This window comes from Allokutzneria multivorans, from assembly GCF_039537405.1.
Taxonomy (GTDB): Bacteria; Actinomycetota; Actinomycetes; order Mycobacteriales; family Pseudonocardiaceae; genus Allokutzneria; species Allokutzneria multivorans.
The window spans coordinates 337,778-358,125 of sequence record NZ_BAABAL010000003.1 but is presented as its reverse complement, the minus strand read 5'-3'; the positions used below and the strand labels follow the sequence as shown (position 1 = coordinate 358,125).

Sequence of the window (20,348 nt, the reverse complement as noted above, 5' to 3'; positions counted from 1 at the left end):
CGAGCGGGGGTGGTCCGCGGTACAGGCGTCTCCGGCCGCTGTCTTTCCCGTCTTCCCCGCGCCAGCGGGGGTGGTCCGGCCCAGACCCCGCAGACGTCAGCGCGTCAGGGCGCGGGAACCCACCGCCATGGACGCGGGCCGGTGCGTCTACGCAAGCAGTCGACTCGGTGGCGGGCTTCTGCGGCCGCATCGGGGTTTTCGCCTGCGTGCTGTGCCATGTAGCAGGTTATGCGCAGTTCGCGGATGTCGCGCAGGAGGTCGAAGCCTGCCCAATCGGTGACGTCGTGTCCGTAGCGGTTGCAGAAGTCTCGGTAGTCGGCGGCGGTGACCCAGTCGAAGCTGGTGTGCTTGATCGCGGTGAGGTCTGCGACTGTGTGTACGGCTGCATATACGCCGTCCGAGCGATCCTGCCGCGCGGTTCCACCCTGGTCGTCTGGGAGCCAGGCGCCACGAGACCGCTACAGCTTCCCGGGAAGGCCCAGCCATGACCAGCAGCGCCGAACTGATCCTCACCGCGATCATCGACAACCGCTTCGTCTACGCGCGCACCGAGGAAGAGAAGGCAGAAGTCCTCGCTCGGGTGATCGACGTCGAGCACCCGCAGTGGGCCAGCCTGCTCTACCTCTGGGACCGCCCTTGCCGGAGCGTGCGCGCGCACGACGTTGAGGAGAACGAGTTCCCTCGCCACCAGATGCGCGTCTACACCTTGCCAGAGGACGGTTGGGGAGCCATCAACTTCGCCGACGAAGAATCCGCCTGGGACACCTTCAACCCTGATACACCCGCAGAAACGCCAACCTCATACTTCGACCCAGGCCACGGCACCGAGTTCGACCGCAGCGCCACCATCCCACTCGAACTCGTCCGCAAAGCAGTCACCGAATTCGCCTCCACAGGCAAGCTCCCCATGTGCGTGAACTGGCAACCTGCACGGCTGATCTGATCGACAGGCAATGGGCTAACGCTCCACCGGCCACGTGTCCTTGGTGATCAAGGACGCCTCCCGGCATGGCTGGACATCCTCAACCTGCGCTGAACTGAGAACGACCTCGACAAGGTCCGTGTCCTCGGCCGCCACGACCCATGGCAGCACGTCGAACACGCACACCAACAGTGGACCGAACACGGACTGGTTCGGTCTTGCCGCCACCTCCGGTAAGCAGCACATCCGGTTGGACGACCCCACCGGACCGCAATGGGAATACCCATCCAGCTAAACCGCCACCCAGTCCTTCCAGATGGCAAACTCGACCCGTCAGCACGTCCCGAAGTCACCAACAAAACCCATGTAAAACGGGAACATCTCCACGCAAACACCCAGGTCAAGAAGTGTCTTCCCCGCGCGAGCGGGGCTGGTCCGATGGCCATCTGGGCGTCGGCGATGGCGGGGCGGTCTTCCCCGCGCGAGCGGGGGTGGTCCATGGGACCCCCGGTCGGCAAGTGGTGCAAGCGAGTCTTCCCCGCGCGAGCGGGGGTGGTCCCAGGTGTAGGGCCGTGTCGCGGCGGTGGACCAGGTCTTCCCCGCGCGAGCGGGGGTGGTCCAGACAAGGACCAGGCAGGCAAGGTGTTCGATGTGTCCTTCCCCGCCATCAGCGGGGGTGGTCCAGAAGGCGAGAAGCGCACGGTCGTCGAGCTGGAACTTCCCCGCGCCAGCGGGGGTCCGTGCGCACTGACGCGAGCGGAATTTGCCTTGCCGCCAAACAAGACAACAAGATCAAAACGAAGCGGCGCGCATGCCTTGTAAGCGAAGAACGGCGGTGGGTCAATCGGCGCATGACGGCTCGGCGCAGCGGGGCGGATCTGTTCGAAGCGGCACGGTTGTACTACGTGGAGGGGGCGCGGCAGAGCGAGATAGCCGACAGGCTGCACGTGAGCCGGTCCAATGTCTCGCGGATGCTCAGGGACGCGCGCGAGCAGGGAGTGATCAGGTTCCAGTTGAGCTACCCGGCGGAGCGGGATGCGTTGTGGGAGCGGAAATTACTGAGGGCGCACAAGAGCCTCAAAGCCGCGGTGGTGGTGGCAGAACCGCCGCCGGAAGCGAGGATCGATCCGCTGGACGTGGCCAGTGAAGCGGCGGCGGAGTGGTTGGTGGAGCACCTGGACGACGGGCAGCGGGTGTCGATCGCGTGGGGGACTTCGGTGCGCGCGGCGGTGGAGAGGGTGTGCGCGCGGCGCGGGTACGGGGTGGACGTGAGCCAGCTGGGCGGCGACATCGACGTGCTGCCGACGCGCAGCAACCACGACGTGGTGCGCGAACTCGCGGCGAAGTTGGGCGGAACGTACTCGTACGCGAACGTCCCGGCGGTCGTGGGCTCGGCGGCGGAAGCACGAGAACTCTGCGCGGACGCGCGCGTGGCCTACCAGCTGGACCGCGCGTGCGAAGCGGATGTGGCGATCGTCGGCGTGGGGGCCTTCGACCGGGGCTCGAACCGAATTTTGTTGGACCGCGCGAGGATGAGCTGGACGGAGCGAGAGCGAGCCCGTGCGCGCGGAGTGGTGGGCGAGATCTGCGGCCGCTTCTACGACAGGGCCGGGCGGAGCGTGGAACTTCCGGTCGATGAGCGGATCATCGGAGGGCGCACGGAGTCGATCGCGAACACGGTGATCATCGCGGCCGGTGCGCACAAGGCCACGGCGGTCGCGGGGGCGCTGCGCGGTCGCATGGTCACCACGTTGGTGTGCGACCGGCAGCTGGCCCGCGCCGTCATGAGCACCGGCTAGTGCAGGTCGTCGAGGAAGTTCAGGATCGCCCGGTTCACCGCGTTGGGGCGCTCGCGGTGCAGGAAGTGACCGCAGTCGTCGACGACCTTGATGCGGGGCGCGACGGTGCAGAACGCGGCGCTCTCGGCCAGGTAGTCGGAGGAGAAGCAGCCGTCGTCGGCACCGCCGATGTACAGCGCGCGCAACGGGTTCGTGCCACCCATCACCTGCTGCTGGACCTCGGCGAGGTCGGGCGCCTGGAGCTTGGGGTTGAGGGTGTGCCGGTAGTAGGCCAGCGTCGCGCGCACGACCTCGGGCCGGGTGAACAGGTCCTTGATCGGCGCCATGTCCTCGGCGGGCGGGCGGAAGCCGGGCGACCACTGCTTCCACAGGAAGTCCACGAGGTCGCCGCCGGGCGCGCTGAGCAAGGCCTCCGGCGCGTCGTCCATCTGGAACAGCCACATGTACCAGGCGCGCTTCATCTGCTTGAAGTCTCCGCCGCCGAGCTTGCCCAGCGCGACCGCCGGGTGCGGGAGCGCCATGCTCACGATGCCCCGAAGCCGTTGCGGCGCAAGGACTGCGGCCCCGGAAGCGGCGACGGCACCCCAGTCGTGGCCGATCACGACGGAGTCGGCGCCGGGGCGGCCGAGCGCCTCGACGAGGGCGACGGCGTCGAGCGCGATCGTCGCGGACTGGTAGCGCCCGTCCGCGGCGAGGCCGGTCGGGTGGAAGCCGCGCATCCACGGCGCCACGGCGTGGTAGCCAGCGGCGGCCAGCGCGGGCAGCAACCGGTCGAAGGTCGGCGCGTGGTCGGGGAATCCGTGCAGGCACAGCGCCAGCGGCCCGTCGGACGGTCCGTCCTCCAGGTAGTCGAAGTCGATGCCGTTGGCGTGGATCTGGCCCGTTGTGCTCATTTGCCTGCCTCCGGTGCGGATGCGTTGCGGTGTCGGGGAATTCACGCACCAGCGCCCAGCCAGCGGCAATGCCCTGAGCAGCACCGTCACATATGTGCAGGAGGAGCTCGTGATTCTCGGCATTGACGTCGGCACACACGCGGCCCGCGCGGTCGCGGTCGCCCCGAACGGCGCAGTGCGGCACTCCGATCAGCGACCGCTCAAGCTGCGCACACCGCATCCGGGCTGGGCGGAAATGGACCCCACCGAGATCCTCACCGCGACAGTGGACGTGGTGCGCGAGGCAATGAGCTGGGGCCGACCCGAAGCGATCGGCCTGACCACAATGCGCGACAGCACAATCCTGTGGGACCGGGCCACCGGCGCTCCGCTGCACGACGCGATCCTGTGGATGTCAAGGCAAACCGAGGCGTACACGAACACCTGGCTCGCCGAGGGATTGGAGCCGGAAGTACATCAGCGCACGGGCTTGCCGATTCAGCCACGATTCTCCGCCTCCAAGATCGCCTGGTTGCTGGACCACGTTCCCGGAGCACGAAAGCGCGCTGAGCGCGGTGAACTCGCGGTGGGCACAGTGGACAGCTGGCTGCTCTCGCACCTGACCGGCGCGACGCACCAAACGGACTACACCAACGCCTGCGGCACGATGTTGTTCAATCTGCACACGCGCGAATGGGACGCGGAGCTGTGCGAATGGTTCGGAATCCCACCCGGGCTGTTACCGACAGTGCGGCCGTCCGCACACAACTTCGGCTCTGTCGAAGGAATTCCCGTGCTCGCAGTCCTCGGCGATCAGCAAGCGAGCCTTTTCGGGCAAGCATGCTTCACCCCAGGCTCGGCCAAGTACACGTTCGGCACATCGGGCGTGCTCACCCTCAACAGCGGCGAGAAACCCGCTCTACGCAAGGGTTTCACGACCGGAGTCGCCTGGGGGCTGAGCGTCGATGACGTCAGTTTCGAAGTGGAGGGCGCGGTCCCGCACTCCGGCCACGCGCTCCAGTGGCTGCACGAACGGCTGGGTCTCATCGACGACTTGGGCTCGCTCGACAGTCACTCCGACAACGGCGGCGTGTACTTCGTGCCAGCATTCACCGGCCTCGGCGCGCCGTCGTGGGATGCGAGCGCGCGCGGCGCGATTCTTGGCCTGAGCCTGGAAACTCAGCCCTCGCACATCGCCCGTGCAGCCCTGGAAAGCTTGGCCTATCAAGTCCGGGACAGCATCGACGCGCTAGATCCGATCGCTGCCGAAGTGCGCGTCGACGGCGGCGCGGCGCGCTACGACACGTTGTGCCAGTTCCTCGCCGACATTCTCGGCCGCCCCGTTCTGCGCCCGCGCACCGTGGAAATGACCGCCGTCGGCGTCGCGCACCTGGCCGGGCTCGGCGCAGGCGTGTGGAGCGGCCTGGACCAGCTCGCCGAGCTGTGGCAAGAAGATCGGCGATTCACTCCGGCGATGTCGGTGGACCGGCGCGAAATGCTGTACGCGGGGTGGCAGCAGGCGTGTCGAGCAGCTCAGCCATGTTTCCCCGCAACAGAGCCAAGAACTCCCCGAACCTCTCCAACTCCCCCTCGGAGAACTCCGAAGTCACCGCAGAAAAGCCATCAGCGAACCGCCCGAAAAACTCCCGAGCAGGCCCCTCGATAGCCGCAGAACTCCGCAGGGTCACCTTGCGCCGATCGCTCTCCTCCCGCGTCCGCACGATGTGCCCGAGCTTCTCCAGCCGGTTCAGCAGATTCGTCGTCGCACCCGTCGTCAGCGACAGGCGACGACTCAGCTCGGTCGGCGAGAGCGGCACTCCCTTGTCCTCCGCGTACAGGATCTCTTCGAGCGCTCGCGCATCGGTGGAGTGCAGGCCGAGCGACACAGCGAAGCGGCCGGTGAACTCGGTGTAGAACGCGCCGAAGGTCCTGAGCCCGTCGAGGATCGCCTCGGTCCGCTCCATGTCCGCCTCCCACGAGGGCGTTGACAACCCGCCCCATAAAGCTTCACAGTGAAACTACTTCGCGCTGAAGCTACTTCTTCCTGAAGCTAGGAGTCTACATGTACATCGGGCCGGACCCGTTCGCCCGCACCACCAGAGGCATCACCGAACCCGACCCCGTGCGCCCAGCCCTGCGCGCGGCCGGACCGATCGTCGAGGTCACAGCGCCCGACGGCGGTTCGGCGTGGATCGTCACCGAGGAGCAGCTCGCGAGGGAGGTCTTCACACATCCCGGCATCGCCAAGGACACCGCGCTCGCGCCCGAGTGGTGGACCGGGTTGGAGCCGACCGCAGCCGAGCACCCGGCGCTGACCACGCTCGACGGCCCGGAGCACACGGCGCTGCGGCGCGCGCACGCTCCGGTGATCAACGCGCGGCGCGTCCGCGAACGCGAGGAATACCTGCACGAACTCGCCCGCGAGCTGCTCGGCGGGTGCACGGGCGTGGTGGATCTGATGGCGGACTTCACCGTTCGCTACCCGCTGACCGCAGTGATGGACCTGCTCGACATCCCGTTGGAGCACCTCGACGAAGCCGCCGACGCGTGCAAGGCGGTGCTCGTCCCGGAGCGGCAGGGCGAGGGCATCGGCAGGCTCATCCAGCTCGCCACGACGGGCAAAGCCGAAGCGCCGCAAGGTGATCCCTACCAGCTGTTCGCGCTGGTGTTCGCCGGGCAGATCACCACGGACGCGGCACTGGGCTTCATGATCGCCCACGCGCTGAACGACCGCGGAACGGACCCGATCCGGGACAGCCTTCGCCGACACCCGCCCGCGCCGTTCTCGTTGTGGCGCTTCACAACCGCCGAGCTGGAGCTGGCCGGAACACGGCTGCCGAAGGGCGCTCCGGTGCTGATCGACATCCAAGGCGTCAACGAGACGGGAACCGACCTGTCCTTCGGCTTGGGGCCGCACTTCTGCATCGGCGCGCAGCTGGCGCAGCTCGAACTCCGGGCGGTGCTCACCGTGCTGCGCGAGGACTTCCCGCACGCCCGCCTCGCCGTGCCGTTCGCCGAACTCCGGCAGGTCAGCTTCGGCGGCATCCAGGGCAGCCGCCTCGCCGAGCTGCCGGTGGACTTCGGCTAGAAGTCCTCCAGCAGCGCGAGGTCCGGGGGCACGAGGGTGGTGGAGAGCATCAGCTCGCGGAGCAGGTTGTCGTTGAGCGAGTTGCCGACGGGCTCGCCGACCTCCTCGCGGGTGAGGCCGGGGACGCCGCCCCTGGACAGGCGGGTGCGCACCGCGACGACGAGGTGCTCCACCCGCTTGGCGGTCCAGCCGTCGGCCGGCGCGAGCTCGGCGAGCTGATCGGCGGCCTGGCGCCAGGCCAGCGGCTGCGGGCGCGCCTCGTGCAGCAGGTAGCGCTGGCCGAGCACGACCAGCGCGAGCCGCTCCGCCGGGCTGAGCCGCCAGGTCTTCGGCGGCTGGGTGACGTCGCGGTGGCGGGAGACCGGGCGCTGCCCGTCCGGGCCGACCACGTAGATCTCCAGCAGGTGCTCGCGGCCGCTGGAGCCGCGCACGAACAGCGGCGTGTAGCCCTCGCCGAGCGGGATCGGTTCCTCGCCGCGGAACAGCATCCGCGAGCCGGGCAGCCGCAGCGGCAGCTTGCCGGTGGTCGCGACCTCCCACTGCCGCCCCCGGTACACCAGCTCGCCGTGCACGCGGCTGACCTTGGTGTCGTCCCCGCCGACGCACACGTGCACGTCGTCGCGGTTGCGGCCGAAGAGGATCGTGCGGCCGTCGCTCGGCCGGACGGACACGCCGCCGAGCGTGGCCAGCGCGTAGAGCGTGTCCGGGGACGCGGCGGAGCTCACCCCGAAGGCGAGGCTGTCGTGGCCGGACGACAGCTTGCGCAGGTCGGGGTCCTTCTCCGGCTCGTCGTGCACAGATCCCTCCAGGGTCATCTCGCTACAGGCGGGGCGCCAGCGCCGTGATCAGCGCGGTCGCCACGGCGCAGTGGCCCTCGGCGGTCGCGCTCCGGCCGCCGAGCTTCACCACGACCAGCTCGGACTTGGTCCCGCCGCCCGCGTCGGGGTAGGTGCGGTGGACGATCTTGACCGAGCACTCCGCCTCGTCGCCCGCGCCCTCGGGCTCGGTGTAGACCTCGCGGCCGTCGATCCGGCTGCGCCGCCCGTCACGGCGCTCGTTGAACGAAGCGTTGCCGCGATCGAAGTACAGGTCGATCCCCTGCCCCGTCGCGGGGTTCGGCCAGAAGCAGGCCCAGTCGCCGAACCCGGGTCGGCCAGAGACCGGGACCACGCCGGGCACCTTGGCCAGCGCCTCGGCCGGAACCAGCTCGCAGGCCTCGCGCCGGGCCAACGATTCCGGCGGGAACTGGGCTTTCCTGCGCGGCAGCTGGGCCTCGGCGGACATCGTCGCCACGCGCTGGGTGACCGAGTCGGCCAGCTCGCACAGCCTCGGCATCGGCGAGCCCGCGTCGTGGTCGGCGGTCACTCGCACGCCGACGTTGCCCGGCAGCATCACGATCCGCTGGCAGAAGTCGCTCGCGCTGCGTCCTCGGACCACGGTGATCGGCCCGAGCTTCTCCGAGAGCCCCTCCGGCACGGCCGGGTACGGCTTGAACTCCACCTGGAGGTCCACGACGCTGTCACCGGCCCCCTGGACGATCACGTCGCAGCGCGCGATCCCGGAGTAGGCCGCGTCCAGCTCGGTCGTGCCGAACGCGCCGATCGCGTCGAGGTCGAACAGCGCGCACGGGTCGGCGGTGCGCGGGTCACCCACGCCGAGCGCGGGTTTCTCCGGCCACCAGATGATCATCGCCGCCACCAGCGCGAGCACCGCGCCCGCGATCGCCGCCCCGCGTTTCCACGGGCGCGGCCGGGAGTCGCCGCCGTCGACGACGTCCTGGAGCAGGCGGCGAGCGGTCCTGGCGCTGGGCCGGTCCTGCGGTTCGCGGCGCATCAGCTCGGCGAGCACGGGCGCGAGCGGCCCGGCCTTGGTTGCGACGGGGACGGGGGCAGTCGCCACCCGGCGCAGCAGCGCGAGCGGGTTCTCCGTCTCGCCGAAGGGCGGCGTTCCCTCCACCGCGGCGAACAGGGTCGCGCCCAGCGAGAACACGTCGGAGGCGGCCGTGGGCTCCTCGCCGTTGGCGACCTCGGGCGAGAGGAAGGCGGGTGTGCCGCCGACGAGGCCGGTGTGCGTGCGGGTGGCTTCGGTGCCGAGCACCCTGGCGATGCCGAAATCGGTCAGCTTGGCCACGTCGGCCGAGTCGACCAGCACGTTGCTGGGCTTGACGTCGCGGTGCAGCACGTTGTTGGCGTGCACGGCGGCCAGCGCGTCAGCGAGCTGCGCGCCGAGCCGCGCGACCCGCTGCGGCGGCATGGCCCCGTCGTTGTGCACGAGGGTGGCGAGGCTGCTCGACGGCACGTGCTCCATGACGAGCCACCACTCGTCGCCGTCCTGGACCTCGCCGAAGAACTCCGCGACGTTGGGGTGGCGCAGTCGCGCGACCACGGTCGCCTCGCGGCGCAGCAGGGTGCGGGACCTGTCGTCGCCCGTCGCCTGCTTCAGCGCGACCCGGCGGTCCTCCAGCTCGTCGGTGGCGAGCCAGACCATGCCCATGCCACCAGCGCCGATCGGCTCGACGAGCCGGTACCGACCAGCGATCAGAGTCCCCGAACGCACCCCGTGTCTCCCCACCACGCGCCGTGTGCGAGGCACCGTACTGCATCTCGGGAGCCCTCCCGGGGCCTCGCTCTACCTTTCGCGGCACCACCACCGCCGTCTGAGGAGAACACCCCATGCGAGGCAACGAGGGTGAGGGCACCGACAAGTCCTCGATGGAGGGCTACAAGGGCCCCAAGCCCTGAAACCGTTGGGGCTGGGCGGGTTTCGTGGGGTCCGCCCAGCCTCGACCCCCTCAGCGGCCTCGCTCAGCCGAGGACGGCCAGCGCGCGCTCCAGCGCCTCGGCGGTCTGCGGGGCGGCCGGGCGCTTCCTCGGCGAGGCCTCCACGAGCATGATCGCGTAGAGGTAGGCCTGGTAGAGCGCGATCCGCTTGCGCGTGGAGTCGTCGAAGACCAGCACGCCACCGGCCTGGCGGTAGCCGGTCAGGAACGCCTCGTCCTGCTCGATGTCGCCGAAGAGCGCCAGCGAGGCCATGTCGGCGAGCGGGTCGCCCCAGAACGAGCGCTCGCCGTCGAGCAGCGCGCTGATGTGCCGGGTGCCCCTGGGCTCGTCGATGAGGATGTTGCCCGCCCACAGGTCGAAGTGGACCAGCACCGGCGTCGCCACGTCGTCGAGCAGGTCCGCGAGGCCGGCGAAGCGCTTGCGCAGCTCGGGCAGCGCCACCTCGAAGCGCGCGGCGTCGGCGATCAGCGCGTCGACCATGCCCAGGAAGGCTTCGCGCCAGGTGGTGGCAAGGCCGCGCTGCGCGTAGCCGAAGCGCTTCCCGGTCAGCCGGTGCAGGTCCGCGACGATCCGGCCCAGCTCGGAGCGCAGCCGCTCCTGCTCGGCGGCGTCGAGCGAGGCGCCGAGGCTGTGCCAGTTCACGCCAGGCACCTCCTCCATGAGCAGGTAGCCCTCGCCGCCCCTGACCACCTGCGGCACCGGCACCCCGCCGGCCTCGGCGACGCGCAGGAACATCTCCTCGGCCGCGAGCATGGCCAGCTCGTAGTTGAGCCGGGGCTCGTTCAGCGACGGCTCGACCTTCAGCACCTGGCGCGCCCCGTCGACCATCTCCAGCCGGTAGAGCGTGTTGTAGAAGCCGTCGGTCAGCAGTTCCTGGGAGGCCACGTCGGCGGGGTCGATGCCCGCCATGGCCAGCGGCGCCGTCATGGCGGCCAGCCTAGACGAGCCGCCGTGCGGTGATCGTCTGTGTTCCAGTTCGGTCTCGCGGCGGCCTCACGCGCGCCACAACCCCGGGTCGTGGGCGGGCACCGAGAGTGACCGCGAGGGCCACCCGTCCGGCCAATTGCCCGCACCCGCGCTGCCCCGCACGCTCGAACCTCGCCAAGCCGAAAGGACGCAGCATGGCCAGCGACCTGCAACGCCGCAAGATCGCCAAGGTGTTCTCCGCCATGGACGCCGACTCCGACGGGAAGCTCACCGAGTCCGACTTCCGCGCGCTCACCGACCGCTGGACTGCGCTGCGCGGCGCCGACCCCGGCAGCGACGCGCACGCGCTGCTCACCGCCGTGATGATGGGCTGGTGGGCGACGCTGCTCGCGGCGGCCGACCCGGACGGCGAGACCGTGGTCCTCGCGGACGTGCTGGCCGTTGCCGAGCGGTTGTCCGGGATGAGCGAGGCGGTCGTGGGCACCGCGCACGCGATGTTCGACGCCGTCGACCGCGACGGCGACGGTGAGGTCTCGGTCGCGGAGTACGGCGAGATGATCGAGGGCTGGACCGGCTCCGCCGAGGACGTCTCGGAGATCTTCGCCCAGCTCGACACCAACGGCGACGGACGGCTCTCCCGCGAGGAGTTCTCCGCGCTGTGGTTCGAGTTCTGGGCCGGGGACGACGCCGACGCCCCCGGCAACCTCGTCTTCGGCACCCCCTGAGCGCCTGCTGAGCGTTCCGGCGGGTCAGGCGATCCGGGCTCGGCGAAGGGCGACCTCGATGCCGTCGAGCACGGTCGCCAGCCCGGCCCGGAACGTCTCCCGCGCCTCCTGCTCCAGGTACGGCACGCTCTCGTCCTCCATCTGGAAGGCCCGGCCGGACTCCAGCCTGGTCAGCGCCGGGTAGCGCTGGCTGAAGTCGGGCGCGACCTCGGCGAGCAGCGACGAGCGCGTCAGCCACCACTCGTCGTCGGACATCCCGGTCTCGGCCTGCGCCGCGCGCGCCTCCACGGCCCGCCGCGCGGCGCCCCGCACGTAGGTGGTCAGGGTGCCGACCAGGCGCCGCACGTCCTTCGCGGGCAGCTCCAGCCGGTCGAGGATGACGACCAGCGTCTCCACGGTCTGGAACTCGTTCGGCCCGAGCACCGAGCGCGCGTCCGAGACCTGCAACAACCACGGGTGCCGGAGGAAGAAGTCCCAGTTGTCCCGGGCCCACGCGGTCAGCGCGTCGCGCCACTCCGCGTGGCCGGAGTAGTCGGCGGGCAGCTCCGCGAGCGCGTGGTCGTACATCAGGTCGAGCAGCTCGTTCTTGTTCGCGACGTAGGTGTAGAGCGCCATGGCGGTCCGGCCGAGCCGCTCGCCGACCGCGCGCATCGACAGGCCGGACATGCCGTCGGCGTCGGCGATCCCGATCGCGGCCTCGATGATCATCTCCACCGAAAGCGCTGGTCGAGGGCCCGGGCGCGCACTGTCGGCGGAGCCTTCGCGCCACAGCAGGCCCATCGAGCGGCGGGCGTCGCCCTGGGCCGCGTAGACCACCATTTGCAACTCCTTACATTGTAAACTACTCTCAGTTTACACCCTAAGGAATCAGCTCTCGAGAGGAGCCCGTCCTGCGCACGGCAGCCGACAGCCACGACGTCATCCAGGTTCGCGGGGCCAGGGAGAACAACCTGGCCGATGTCTCGCTCGACATCCCCAAGCGTCGTCTCACCGTCTTCACCGGCGTGTCCGGCTCTGGCAAGTCCTCACTGGTCTTCGGCACGATCGCGGCCGAGTCCCGGCGCCTGATCAACGAGACCTACACGGCGTTCATCCAGTCCTTCATGCCCAGCAACGGCCGCCCGGACGTGGACGCGCTGCACAACCTGAGCGCGGCGATCGTGGTGGACCAGGAGCGGATGGGCGCCAACTCGCGCTCGACCGTGGGCACCGCCACCGACGCGTACACGTTGCTGCGCATCGCTTTCAGCCGCCTCGGCACCCCGAACGCCGGTAGTGCGCACGCGTTCAGCTTCAACAACCCCGAGGGCATGTGCCCGGAGTGCGAGGGCATCGGCAAGGTCTCCACGATCGACGTCGACCAGCTCGTCGACCGCGAGCTGTCGCTGAACGAGGGCGCGATCACCGTGCCCGGCTTCACCGTCGACAACTGGTACGTGCAGACCTACGTGCAGTCCGGCCTGCTCGACCCGGACAAGAAGCTGCGCGACTACTCCCCCGCCGAGTGGGAGGACTTCCTGCACAAGACCTCTTTCAAGGTGAAGCTCGGCAGCACCAACGTCACCTACGAAGGCCTGGTCGTGAAGGTGCAGCGGCTGCTGCTGTCCAAGGACCGCGAGGCGATGCAGCCGCACATCCGGGCCTTCGTCGACCGCGCGGTCACCTTCACCACCTGCGGCGCGTGCGACGGAGCCCGGCTCAACGCGGCGGCGCTGGCCTCACGCATCGACGGCCTGAACATCGCCGACTGCGCCTCCATGCAGATCAGCGACCTGGCCGAGGTCGTGAGCAAGTTCGACGGCATCGGCCCCTTGACGGAGAACCTGCGGCACACGCTGGACTCCTTGGTGGAGATCGGGCTCGGCTACCTCAGCCTGGACCGCGAGTCCGGAACGCTGTCCGGCGGTGAAGCGCAGCGCGTGAAGATGGTGCGGCACCTGGGTTCCAGCCTCTCCGACGTCACCTACGTCTTCGACGAACCGACCGTCGGCCTGCACCCGCACGACATCCAGCGGATGAACAAGCTGCTCTTGTTGTTGCGGGACAAGGGAAACACGGTTCTCGTGGTGGAGCACAAGCCCGAGGTCGTCGAGATCGCCGACCACGTGGTCGACCTCGGTCCCGGCGCGGGGACCAACGGCGGACGGATCTGCTACACCGGCGACGTGGCGGGGCTGCGCGCCTCGGGCACGCTGACCGGGCGGCACCTCGACCACCGCGCGCGGCTGCGCGAGCCCGTGCGCAGGCCGACCGGCCAGCTGTCGATCACCGGAGCCTCGCTGCACAACCTCAAGGACGTCAGCGTCGACATCCCGCTCGGCGTGCTGACCGTGGTCACCGGCGTCGCGGGCTCCGGGAAGAGCTCGCTCATCCACGGCTCGCTGTCCGGAAGGGACGACGTGGTGGTGGTCGACCAGTCCGCGATCAGGGGCTCGCGGCGCAGCAACCCGGCCACCTACACCGGGCTGCTCGATCCGATCCGCGCCGCCTTCGCCAAGGCCAACGGGGTGAAGGCCGCCCTGTTCAGCGCGAACTCCGAGGGCGCGTGCCAGAACTGCAAGGGCATCGGGCTGGTGTACACCGACCTGGCGATGATGGCCGGGGTCGCCACGGTGTGCGAGAAGTGCGAGGGCAAGCGGTTCACCCCCGAGGTGCTCACGCACAAGCTGCACGGCAAGGACATCAGCGAGGTCCTGGCCATGCGCGTTTCGGAGGCCAGGGAGTTCTTCACCACCAAGGCGCCGAGGGCGATCCTGGACCGGCTCTCCGACGTCGGGCTGGGCTACCTGGGGCTCGGCCAGCCGCTGACCACGCTCTCCGGCGGTGAGCGGCAGCGGCTGAAGCTGGCGATCCGGATGGCGGAGAAGGCAGCGACCTACGTGCTGGACGAGCCGACGACCGGGCTGCACCTGGCCGACGTGGACCAGCTGCTCGGGCTGCTCGACCAGCTCGTCGACGACGGCAACACGGTGGTCGTCATCGAGCACCACCAGGCCGTGATGGCGCACGCGGACTGGATCATCGACATGGGCCCCGGAGCAGGTCAGGACGGTGGCCAGGTGGTGTTCACCGGCACGCCCGCCGAGCTGGTCGCCACCGGGGGCACGCTCACCGCGACGCACCTGCGCTCCTACACCGGTGGTCCGGGTTCCTGATAGCCGCCTTGAAATGATCCCATAAAGGAGTTATCCAGAACCGGGACTAGGTCATTTGGGAGCGATGTGACCCTGGAGCTGGGGATTCTCGGGGATCTCGACGTGCGCGTCGGAGGGGAGCCGGTCGCCACCGGCTCCCCCCGGCAGCGCCGCGTGCTCGCCGCGCTCCTGGTCGACGCCAACCGGCTCATCCCGCAGGACCAGCTGGTCACGCGCGTGTGGGGGGCCAACCCGCCCGCGGGGGTGCGCTCCACGCTGCACACCTACGTCTCCCGGCTGCGCGGGGTGCTCACGCCGACCGGCGAGGCGACGCTGACCCGCCAGGCCGGCGGCTACACGTTGAGCACCGACCTGGCCAACATCGACCTGCACGCCTTCCGCGCCCGCGCGGCCAAGGCGCGCAGGAAGTCCGATCCGGCGGGTCGCGCCGTCCTGCTCCGACACGCGCTGGAGCTGTGGCGGGGCGACGCGCTGGCCGGGTTCGACACCGAGTGGGCCGCCGCGGTCCGGGTCACGCTGCACAAGGAGCGCCTGGCCGCGCAGGTCGAGCGGATCGACGCGCTGCTGACCTGCGGGCGGCACGCCGAGCTGATCGCCGAACTGACCGAGCTGGTCGTGGAGCACCCGCTCGACGAGCGCCTGTGCGAGCAGCTGATGCTCGCCTACTACCGCAACGACCGGCGCGCGGACGCGCTCCAGGAGTACGAGCGCGTCCACCGCGGCCTCGCCGAACAACTGGGCACCGATCCGGGCGTGCGGCTGCGCGAGCTGCACACGCGCGTCCTCGCCTCGGCACCCGATCTGGCCGCGCACGCCCAGGGCTCCGCCGCGCCCAAGGCCCGGGCCGCGATCCCCCGCCAGCTGCCGTCCGCGCCGGGGGTGTTCGCCGGGCGCCGCGCCGAGCTGGCCACGCTCGACCGCGGCACGCTCACGGTGATCAGCGGGATCGGCGGCTCCGGCAAGACCTCGCTCGCCCTGCACTGGGCGCACCTCGACCCGAACCGCTTCCCCGACGGCCAGCTCTACGCCGACCTGCGCGGATTCGACCCCGAGTGGGAGCCGGTCCCGCCCGAGGTCGCGCTGCGCGGGTTCCTCGACGCGCTCGGCGCACCGCTGGAGACGCTGCCGGAGAGCCTCGACGAGCGCGTGGCGCTCTACCGCGGCCTGCTCGCCGACCGCAACGCGCTGGTGGTGCTGGACAACGCGCACGACGTCGAGCAGATCGCGCCGCTGCTGCCCGGCGAGGGCGAGTGCACGGTGGTGGTGACCAGCCGCGACCGCATGGCGGGGCTGACCGGCGCTCGCCTGCTCACCCTCGACCCGCTTGCCCCCGAGGACGCCAGGGACCTGCTCGCCGCTCGGCTCGGCGAGGACCGGCTGGCCGAGGAGCCCGCCGCCGCCGAGGAATTGCAGGCGTTGTGCGCGGGCCTTCCGCTGGCGCTGGGCGTGGTCGCCGCGCGGGTGGCCACCTCGCCGTGGCTCGGGCTCGCCGAGCTGGCCAGGAGCCTGCGCGATGACCGCTCGCGGTTGGACGGGCTCGGCATCGGCGACGGCAGGGTCGACCTGCGCGCGGTGTTCTCCTGGTCGCTGCGCGCGCTGTCCCCCGCGGCCGCGGAGCTGTTCGGGCTGCTGGGCGTCGTGCCGGGAGTGGAGATCGACCGCTGCGCCGTCGCCGCGCTCACCGGAACTGACGCCTCGGCGTTGGCGGAGCTGGAGAGCGCCAACCTGATCACACTGTCCACTTCGGACAGATGCCGGATGCATGACCTGATCCGCTTGTACGCCAAGGAAACCGCGGGCGCTTCGACCACGGAAGCACTGCGCCGGTGGGTCGACTTCCACACGCACTCCGCCTACGCCGTCGAGCGCGCGCTGTTCCCCCGCCGGGCCCAGATCGACTTGGAGCCGCCCGCACCCGGCTGTGTCCCCGCCACCTTCGACGACATCGAGTCGGCGATGGAGTGGATGGACGCCGAGCAGGAGAACGTCGCCGCCGCCCAGATCCTCGCGGCGGAGTCGTTGTGGCACAACAGGGTGTGGCAGATCGCCCGCGCCATGGACACCTACTACTGGCGTCGCGGCCTGCTCTCCGAGCGCGTCGCGCTGTGGGCGACCGGCCTGCGCTCCGCCGAGGCGCTCGGCGACGTGGACGCGCGCGTGCTGTGCCTGCGCTCGCTCTCCGACGCGCACGCGCGGATGGACCAGCACGACAAGGCGCTGCTGTTCGTCGAGCGCGCCCTTGAGCTGGCCGAGAGCCCGGAAGTGGTGGCGCACATCAACTACAGCCTGGTGGCCGCGTGCGACCGGCGCGGTGACCACCGGCGCGGACTCGTGCACGCCGAGGCGACCCTGCGCATCTACCAGGAGCTCGGCAACCCCGCCCTGCACGCGCAGGGGCACATGGCCGTCGGCTGGTGCCTGCTCAAGATCGGTGGCAGGCACGCCGACGCGCGGTGGCACTGCGAGCAGGCGCTCGCGCTGTACAGGGCGCAGGGCGACCGCAGCGGTGAGGCCGGCGCGCTCGAAGGGCTCGGCCTGCTCGCGCACGAGGCCGGCCGCTTCGAGGAGGCGCTGGCGTGCTACGAGCAGGCTCGGACGCTGTCGGTGCGCTTGGGCAACCTGTACATCGAGGCCGAGCTGCTGGAGCACATCGGCGAGGCCTGCACCGGGCTCGGCCTGCACGCTCGGGCCAGGGAGGCGTGGGAGCGCGCCGTCGAGTCCTTCGCCGCCCAGCACCGCGAACGCGAGGTCCACCGCGTCCAGGCCCTCCTGCGCCACCCCGCCGCCCTCTGACCCCGCACCCCGCACTCCGCACTCCGAGCGAATGTCTCCTGTGGTGCGTTGAGCGTCCTGAATGACTCATTCGGGACGCTCAAGTACCTCAATGAGTCATTCAGCGCGCACGGCGGCGGCGAAGGGTCAGCGGACGAGGTGGCGTTGGACGTCCTCGGCGACCTGGGCGCGGTCCATGGCGTACTTGCGGAGGATGTTCTTGAGGTGCGTCTTCACGGTGTTGGCGCTGATGCCCAGCTCCTGAGCCAGGCGCTGGTTGGTGTGGCCGTCGGCGACGAGCAGGGCGACGCGCTGTTCGGCCGGGGTGAGCGCGAGGAACCGCTGCTCGGGGCCGTCGTCGGCGCGCAGGGACATCTCGGCGAGCTCCGACTGAATCTCCACGCACGAGGTGACGACCTGCTGGAGGTGCGCGGCCGCGAGGGTGAGTTCGCCGCCGACGAGCACGTCCTCGGCGGTGCGGCGCAGCGAGGCCACGCGCGAGGCCAGGTACTCGACGACGGGATCGCGGGTGGAGGACGACGCGAGGCCCGGCAGGTCGGCGGGGAGTAATCGCAGCGCGTCGAGGTCTTCCTGGTGCCGGGCGAGCACTCGCGCGACGAGCCCGGCCAGCCACTCGAAGGCGTGCACGGCGTTGTCGTCGTAGACATCGGGCACCGAGCAGTACATCGACAGCATCCCGAAGATCCGGCGCCCACCGGTGCGGTCGCGGCGGAACAGCGGCACGGTGACCACGTCGGCGGCGGCACTCTCCGCGCGCAACGCGGCACCGGCGTCGTAGGAGACGCGGTAGGTCTGCTTGTGCCGGACGACCCACGCCACCTGGCCGTTCGGCGGGTACGCGCGGGAGACCGGGTCGTCGTGGCCGTAGACGAAGCGGACGCGGTTGGACCCGTGCAGCAGGCCGACGTGGAAGGCGTCCACCCGTGCGATCCGTCCCGCGACGACGCGCACGTACTCGTAGAGGCCGTACCGGTCGTAGGCGAAGCGCGCTGTGATCGTGTTGTGGGCCTCGTGCAGCACAGCAGCGGTCTGCGTGCTGACTCTCAGTGGCAACTGTGACACTGGGCCTCCCTGCGAACGCGGAGCGCGATGGTCCAGCCTACGGCTCCTGGCCCGCCGCCGAGCGTCGGCGCTGGCTCACGCGGTGGTAGCTGTACCCCAACAGGCCGAACAGGATGACACCGGAGATGATCAGGCTCGACCCGGTCGCCCAGCCGGGAAGCGGCAGCCAGGGGAACAGCCGCAGGCCCCAGACCACGCCCAAGCCGATCAGCCCGAGCCCGGCCAGCACCGACCCGGCCACGTTCAGCGGCGAGGACACCGCAGCTTCCATCCCCTTCATCGCGCGGTCCCGCACCGGGTCCACGTACTTCTCCAGGGACGGGAACTCGGCGGCGAGGGTGACCAGACCGGCCAGCACCAGCAGCAACCCGGGCCCCGGCAGGACCAGCAGAACCACGCCGACCAGCACCAACGCCCCGCCCAGCAACATGATCAGCACGCGCTTCAGCTGCTTGCTCGCCGCCACCGGTCCTCCTCGTGTCCGTTGCCGCACACGCTAGCCAGCCGGGCGCCTCCGCGCACCGAACACGCCGCCGCCTCAGCCGCCCGGCACGCTCACCACCTGATGATCTTCGGGTTGTTCGCGCCCGCGCGCGCTGGTGTGACTGTCAGGGGGTGGTGTCACCATCGCGACATGGACAAGGCAAGGACGACACCGATCATGACCAGCGCGGCTGTGTCGCGGCTGGTGAGCGCCTGGCTGGCGACCATTCCCTCGGAGCACACGCGGGCCCGCTACCGCCGGGACCTCGGTCGCCTCGCGGGCTGGCTGCTCGGCCACCGCGGCCGCGGCCTGCTCTCCACCCGCGCCGAGGACGTGATCGCGTACTCGCACACCCTGACCGGCAACCGCCACGACCTCGACCACCGCGCGCACCCGTTGCGGCGGCACAACACCATCGCCACCAAGGCGACCGCGTGGAGCTCCTTCTTCACCTACTGCGTGCGCGCGGGGCTGATCGAGGCGAACCCCGTGCAGCAGGCCCGCGCGCTCGACCCGGCGTCGGCCTACCCACCCCATCCGAGAAATCCGGCGCGCGGCGCGGACGCGGAGGCGTTGCGGGCACTGGTCATCGAGGTGCACCGGGACCCGTGGCTCGGCGGCAGCCTCGGGGCCGCGATGGTCGGCCTGCTCGTGGTCACCCAGTGGCGGCCGGAACGCGTCACCACGCGCACGCTCGCCGATCTCTCACGGCGCGGAGTGCACGACGGCGACATGTGGCTGCCCTTACCGGCGTCCGTGGTCGGCTACCTCGCAGCGTGGCGCGCGGAACGACCGGATGTCGTTGGGCCGCACGTGTTCTACGAGCGCTCGGGGCTGCGGCGGATCTCCGCGATCGACCTGATGCGGCTGGTGTTGCGCAGCGCGGAGCGGGGTGGGCTCGGCGAAGGGCTCACCGCGACCCAGGTCGCCCGCGCCGCCGCGGAGATCACCAGTCGCGGGGAGGCTGTCGACCTGCCACCGCTGGAGGAACTGCGCCGCACGGCACCGGCGCCGGAACAGCTCGCGTTGCCGGACGACCCGCGCGAGCACGACCCGGAGCAGCCCGCGCTGCTCCCGCTCCCGGAGGGGTGATCACGCACCGAGAAGACGGGCAACGGCCCTGCGCGCGCGGTCAACGGCCGCGCGGTCGCGGTCGAGGCGGAGCGAGTGGTTGAGGCTGAGCATCACGCCGTACAGCTCGAACATCAGCTGGTCGGCATCGGTGTCTGTAGTGATGCCGCCAGGCAGTTGCCCGGCGTTCGCGGCGAGCCTGATCTGGAACGTGAGGTCGCGGCGCCACAAGCCGATCATCCTGGCGACGGCCTCGCGCACGGGGCCTTCGCGGTCGTCGAACTCCGCGACGGCGGCGGTGAAGAAGCAGCCGCCGGGGAACACACCGCGCTCCATGTAGGAGATCCACGCCTCGCAGAGCGCACGCAGCCGGGGCAGGCCGGGTTCGACGCCGGTGGCCCGGTCGGACACCTCGTGGACGAAAACCCCGGCGGCGGTGTCGACGACCGCGAGCTGCAGGACTTCCTTGGAGCCGAAGTGGCCGAGCAGACCGGACTTGCTCATGCCCAGGTCGGTGGCGAGCCTGCCGATGGTCAGGCCCTCCAGACCCTCCACGGAGGCGACGTGCACGCCCCTGTCGAGGATCACCGAGCGGGTGTTGCGGGCCTCGGTCGCCGATCTGCGCGGACTCACGGGGTCAGCCTACCCGGAAGCGCCGCGTTTAGCGTCC

16 protein-coding genes, 1 pseudogene and 1 CRISPR repeat array (1 of these 18 cut by a window edge) are annotated in these 20,348 nt (G+C 70.4%); of the genes and pseudogenes, 8 read left to right on the top strand and 9 right to left on the bottom strand.

The annotated features are described in order from the left end of the window. Positions 1–77: direct repeats of the CRISPR family, unit length 28 nt; it reaches 256 nt to the left of the window's first position. Positions 78–484: 407 nt separating this feature from the next. Further along, the gene (locus ABD798_RS01940; protein WP_344870694.1) at positions 485–943 is read left to right on the top strand and encodes an Imm1 family immunity protein; all 459 of its coding nucleotides are present in this window, start codon (positions 485–487) and stop codon (positions 941–943) included. A gap of 830 nt (positions 944–1,773) precedes the next feature. Further along, positions 1,774–2,721: a sugar-binding transcriptional regulator gene (locus ABD798_RS01935; RefSeq protein WP_344870693.1), complete on the top strand. Its 948-nt coding sequence runs from the start codon at positions 1,774–1,776 to the stop codon at positions 2,719–2,721. Here the strand turns inward: ABD798_RS01935 and ABD798_RS01930 are convergent. Further along, the gene (locus tag ABD798_RS01930; RefSeq protein ID WP_344870692.1) at positions 2,718–3,614 is read right to left on the bottom strand and encodes an alpha/beta fold hydrolase; all 897 of its coding nucleotides are present in this window, start codon (positions 3,612–3,614) and stop codon (positions 2,718–2,720) included. The genes ABD798_RS01935 and ABD798_RS01930 overlap by 4 nt on opposite strands. 94 nt (positions 3,615–3,708) lie before the next feature. Between ABD798_RS01930 and ABD798_RS01925 the strand changes: the two genes are divergently transcribed. Continuing rightward, a complete protein-coding gene (locus tag ABD798_RS01925) occupies positions 3,709–5,259 on the top strand; it encodes an FGGY family carbohydrate kinase (protein ID WP_344870691.1) in 1,551 nt (516 codons plus the stop codon). 79 nt (positions 5,260–5,338) lie between these two features. On the opposite strand, the pseudogene ABD798_RS01920 reads toward ABD798_RS01925, so the two are convergent. After that, positions 5,339–5,557, bottom strand: a pseudogene (locus ABD798_RS01920) (MarR family transcriptional regulator); the annotation flags it as partial. Positions 5,558–5,655: 98 nt separating this feature from the next. Between ABD798_RS01920 and ABD798_RS01915 the strand changes: the two are divergent. Next, positions 5,656–6,681, top strand: coding sequence for a cytochrome P450 family protein (locus tag ABD798_RS01915; RefSeq protein ID WP_344870690.1), 1,026 nt, complete (start codon positions 5,656–5,658; stop codon positions 6,679–6,681). On the opposite strand, the gene ABD798_RS01910 is transcribed toward ABD798_RS01915, so the two are convergent. The 3 genes from ABD798_RS01910 to ABD798_RS01900 all read right to left on the bottom strand — a co-directional run bounded on the left by ABD798_RS01910 (position 6,678) and on the right by ABD798_RS01900 (position 10,388). Continuing rightward, complete coding sequence (locus ABD798_RS01910; RefSeq protein ID WP_344870689.1) at positions 6,678–7,496, bottom strand: FHA domain-containing protein; 819 nt, start codon at positions 7,494–7,496, stop codon at positions 6,678–6,680. The two genes, ABD798_RS01915 and ABD798_RS01910, sit on opposite strands and share 4 nt — an antisense overlap. 4 nt (positions 7,497–7,500) lie before the next feature. Beyond that, positions 7,501–9,237 (bottom strand): serine/threonine-protein kinase, encoded by a 1,737-nt coding sequence (locus ABD798_RS01905; protein WP_344870688.1) that lies wholly within the window; start codon positions 9,235–9,237, stop codon positions 7,501–7,503. Positions 9,238–9,485: 248 nt separating this feature from the next. Further along, complete coding sequence (locus ABD798_RS01900; protein ID WP_344870687.1) at positions 9,486–10,388, bottom strand: phosphotransferase family protein; 903 nt, start codon at positions 10,386–10,388, stop codon at positions 9,486–9,488. 194 nt (positions 10,389–10,582) lie between these two features. Between ABD798_RS01900 and ABD798_RS01895 the strand changes: the two genes are divergently transcribed. Continuing rightward, positions 10,583–11,113 (top strand): EF-hand domain-containing protein, encoded by a 531-nt coding sequence (locus ABD798_RS01895; RefSeq protein WP_344870686.1) that lies wholly within the window; start codon positions 10,583–10,585, stop codon positions 11,111–11,113. A 24-nt stretch (positions 11,114–11,137) separates the two neighbouring features. Here ABD798_RS01895 and ABD798_RS01890 read toward each other — a convergent pair whose 3' ends face one another. After that, positions 11,138–11,932: a TetR/AcrR family transcriptional regulator gene (locus tag ABD798_RS01890; RefSeq protein WP_344870685.1), complete on the bottom strand. Its 795-nt coding sequence runs from the start codon at positions 11,930–11,932 to the stop codon at positions 11,138–11,140. Positions 11,933–12,003: 71 nt separating this feature from the next. On the opposite strand from ABD798_RS01890, the gene ABD798_RS01885 reads away from it, so the two are divergent. Together ABD798_RS01885 and ABD798_RS01880 are read left to right on the top strand one after the other, a co-directional pair. Further along, positions 12,004–14,268: an ATP-binding cassette domain-containing protein gene (locus ABD798_RS01885; protein ID WP_344870715.1), complete on the top strand. Its 2,265-nt coding sequence runs from the start codon at positions 12,004–12,006 to the stop codon at positions 14,266–14,268. A gap of 66 nt (positions 14,269–14,334) precedes the next feature. Continuing rightward, positions 14,335–17,061, top strand: a complete 2,727-nt coding sequence (locus ABD798_RS01880) for an AfsR/SARP family transcriptional regulator (RefSeq protein WP_344870684.1) — start codon at positions 14,335–14,337, stop codon at positions 17,059–17,061. A 126-nt stretch (positions 17,062–17,187) separates the two neighbouring features. Here ABD798_RS01880 and ABD798_RS01875 read toward each other — a convergent pair whose 3' ends face one another. Beyond that, on the bottom strand, positions 17,188–18,123 hold the full coding sequence (locus ABD798_RS01875; protein ID WP_344870683.1) for a LuxR C-terminal-related transcriptional regulator: 936 nt from the start codon (positions 18,121–18,123) through the stop codon (positions 17,188–17,190). A 37-nt stretch (positions 18,124–18,160) separates the two neighbouring features. After that, complete coding sequence (locus tag ABD798_RS01870) at positions 18,161–18,589, bottom strand: PGPGW domain-containing protein (protein WP_344870682.1); 429 nt, start codon at positions 18,587–18,589, stop codon at positions 18,161–18,163. Between the two features lie 168 nt (positions 18,590–18,757). On the opposite strand from ABD798_RS01870, the gene ABD798_RS01865 reads away from it, so the two are divergent. Further along, positions 18,758–19,699, top strand: coding sequence for a tyrosine-type recombinase/integrase (locus tag ABD798_RS01865; protein ID WP_344870681.1), 942 nt, complete (start codon positions 18,758–18,760; stop codon positions 19,697–19,699). Here the strand turns inward: ABD798_RS01865 and ABD798_RS01860 are convergent, their stop codons facing one another. Beyond that, a complete protein-coding gene (locus tag ABD798_RS01860; protein ID WP_344870680.1) occupies positions 19,700–20,311 on the bottom strand; it encodes a TetR/AcrR family transcriptional regulator in 612 nt (203 codons plus the stop codon). Between the last annotated feature and the right edge of the window lie 37 nt (positions 20,312–20,348).

Bases quoted from the DNA above. Each gene is read 5' to 3' on its own strand.
- ABD798_RS01940 (WP_344870694.1), top strand. From the start codon at position 485: ATGACCAGCAGCGCCGAACTGATCCTCACCGCGATCATCGACAACCGC.
- ABD798_RS01935 (WP_344870693.1), top strand. From the start codon at position 1,774: ATGACGGCTCGGCGCAGCGGGGCGGATCTGTTCGAAGCGGCACGGTTG.
- ABD798_RS01930 (WP_344870692.1), bottom strand. From the start codon at position 3,614: ATGAGCACAACGGGCCAGATCCACGCCAACGGCATCGACTTCGACTAC.
- ABD798_RS01915 (WP_344870690.1), top strand. From the start codon at position 5,656: ATGTACATCGGGCCGGACCCGTTCGCCCGCACCACCAGAGGCATCACC.
- ABD798_RS01910 (WP_344870689.1), bottom strand. From the start codon at position 7,496: ATGACCCTGGAGGGATCTGTGCACGACGAGCCGGAGAAGGACCCCGAC.
- ABD798_RS01900 (WP_344870687.1), bottom strand. From the start codon at position 10,388: ATGACGGCGCCGCTGGCCATGGCGGGCATCGACCCCGCCGACGTGGCC.
- ABD798_RS01895 (WP_344870686.1), top strand. From the start codon at position 10,583: ATGGCCAGCGACCTGCAACGCCGCAAGATCGCCAAGGTGTTCTCCGCC.
- ABD798_RS01890 (WP_344870685.1), bottom strand. From the start codon at position 11,932: ATGGTGGTCTACGCGGCCCAGGGCGACGCCCGCCGCTCGATGGGCCTG.
- ABD798_RS01865 (WP_344870681.1), top strand. From the start codon at position 18,758: ATGGACAAGGCAAGGACGACACCGATCATGACCAGCGCGGCTGTGTCG.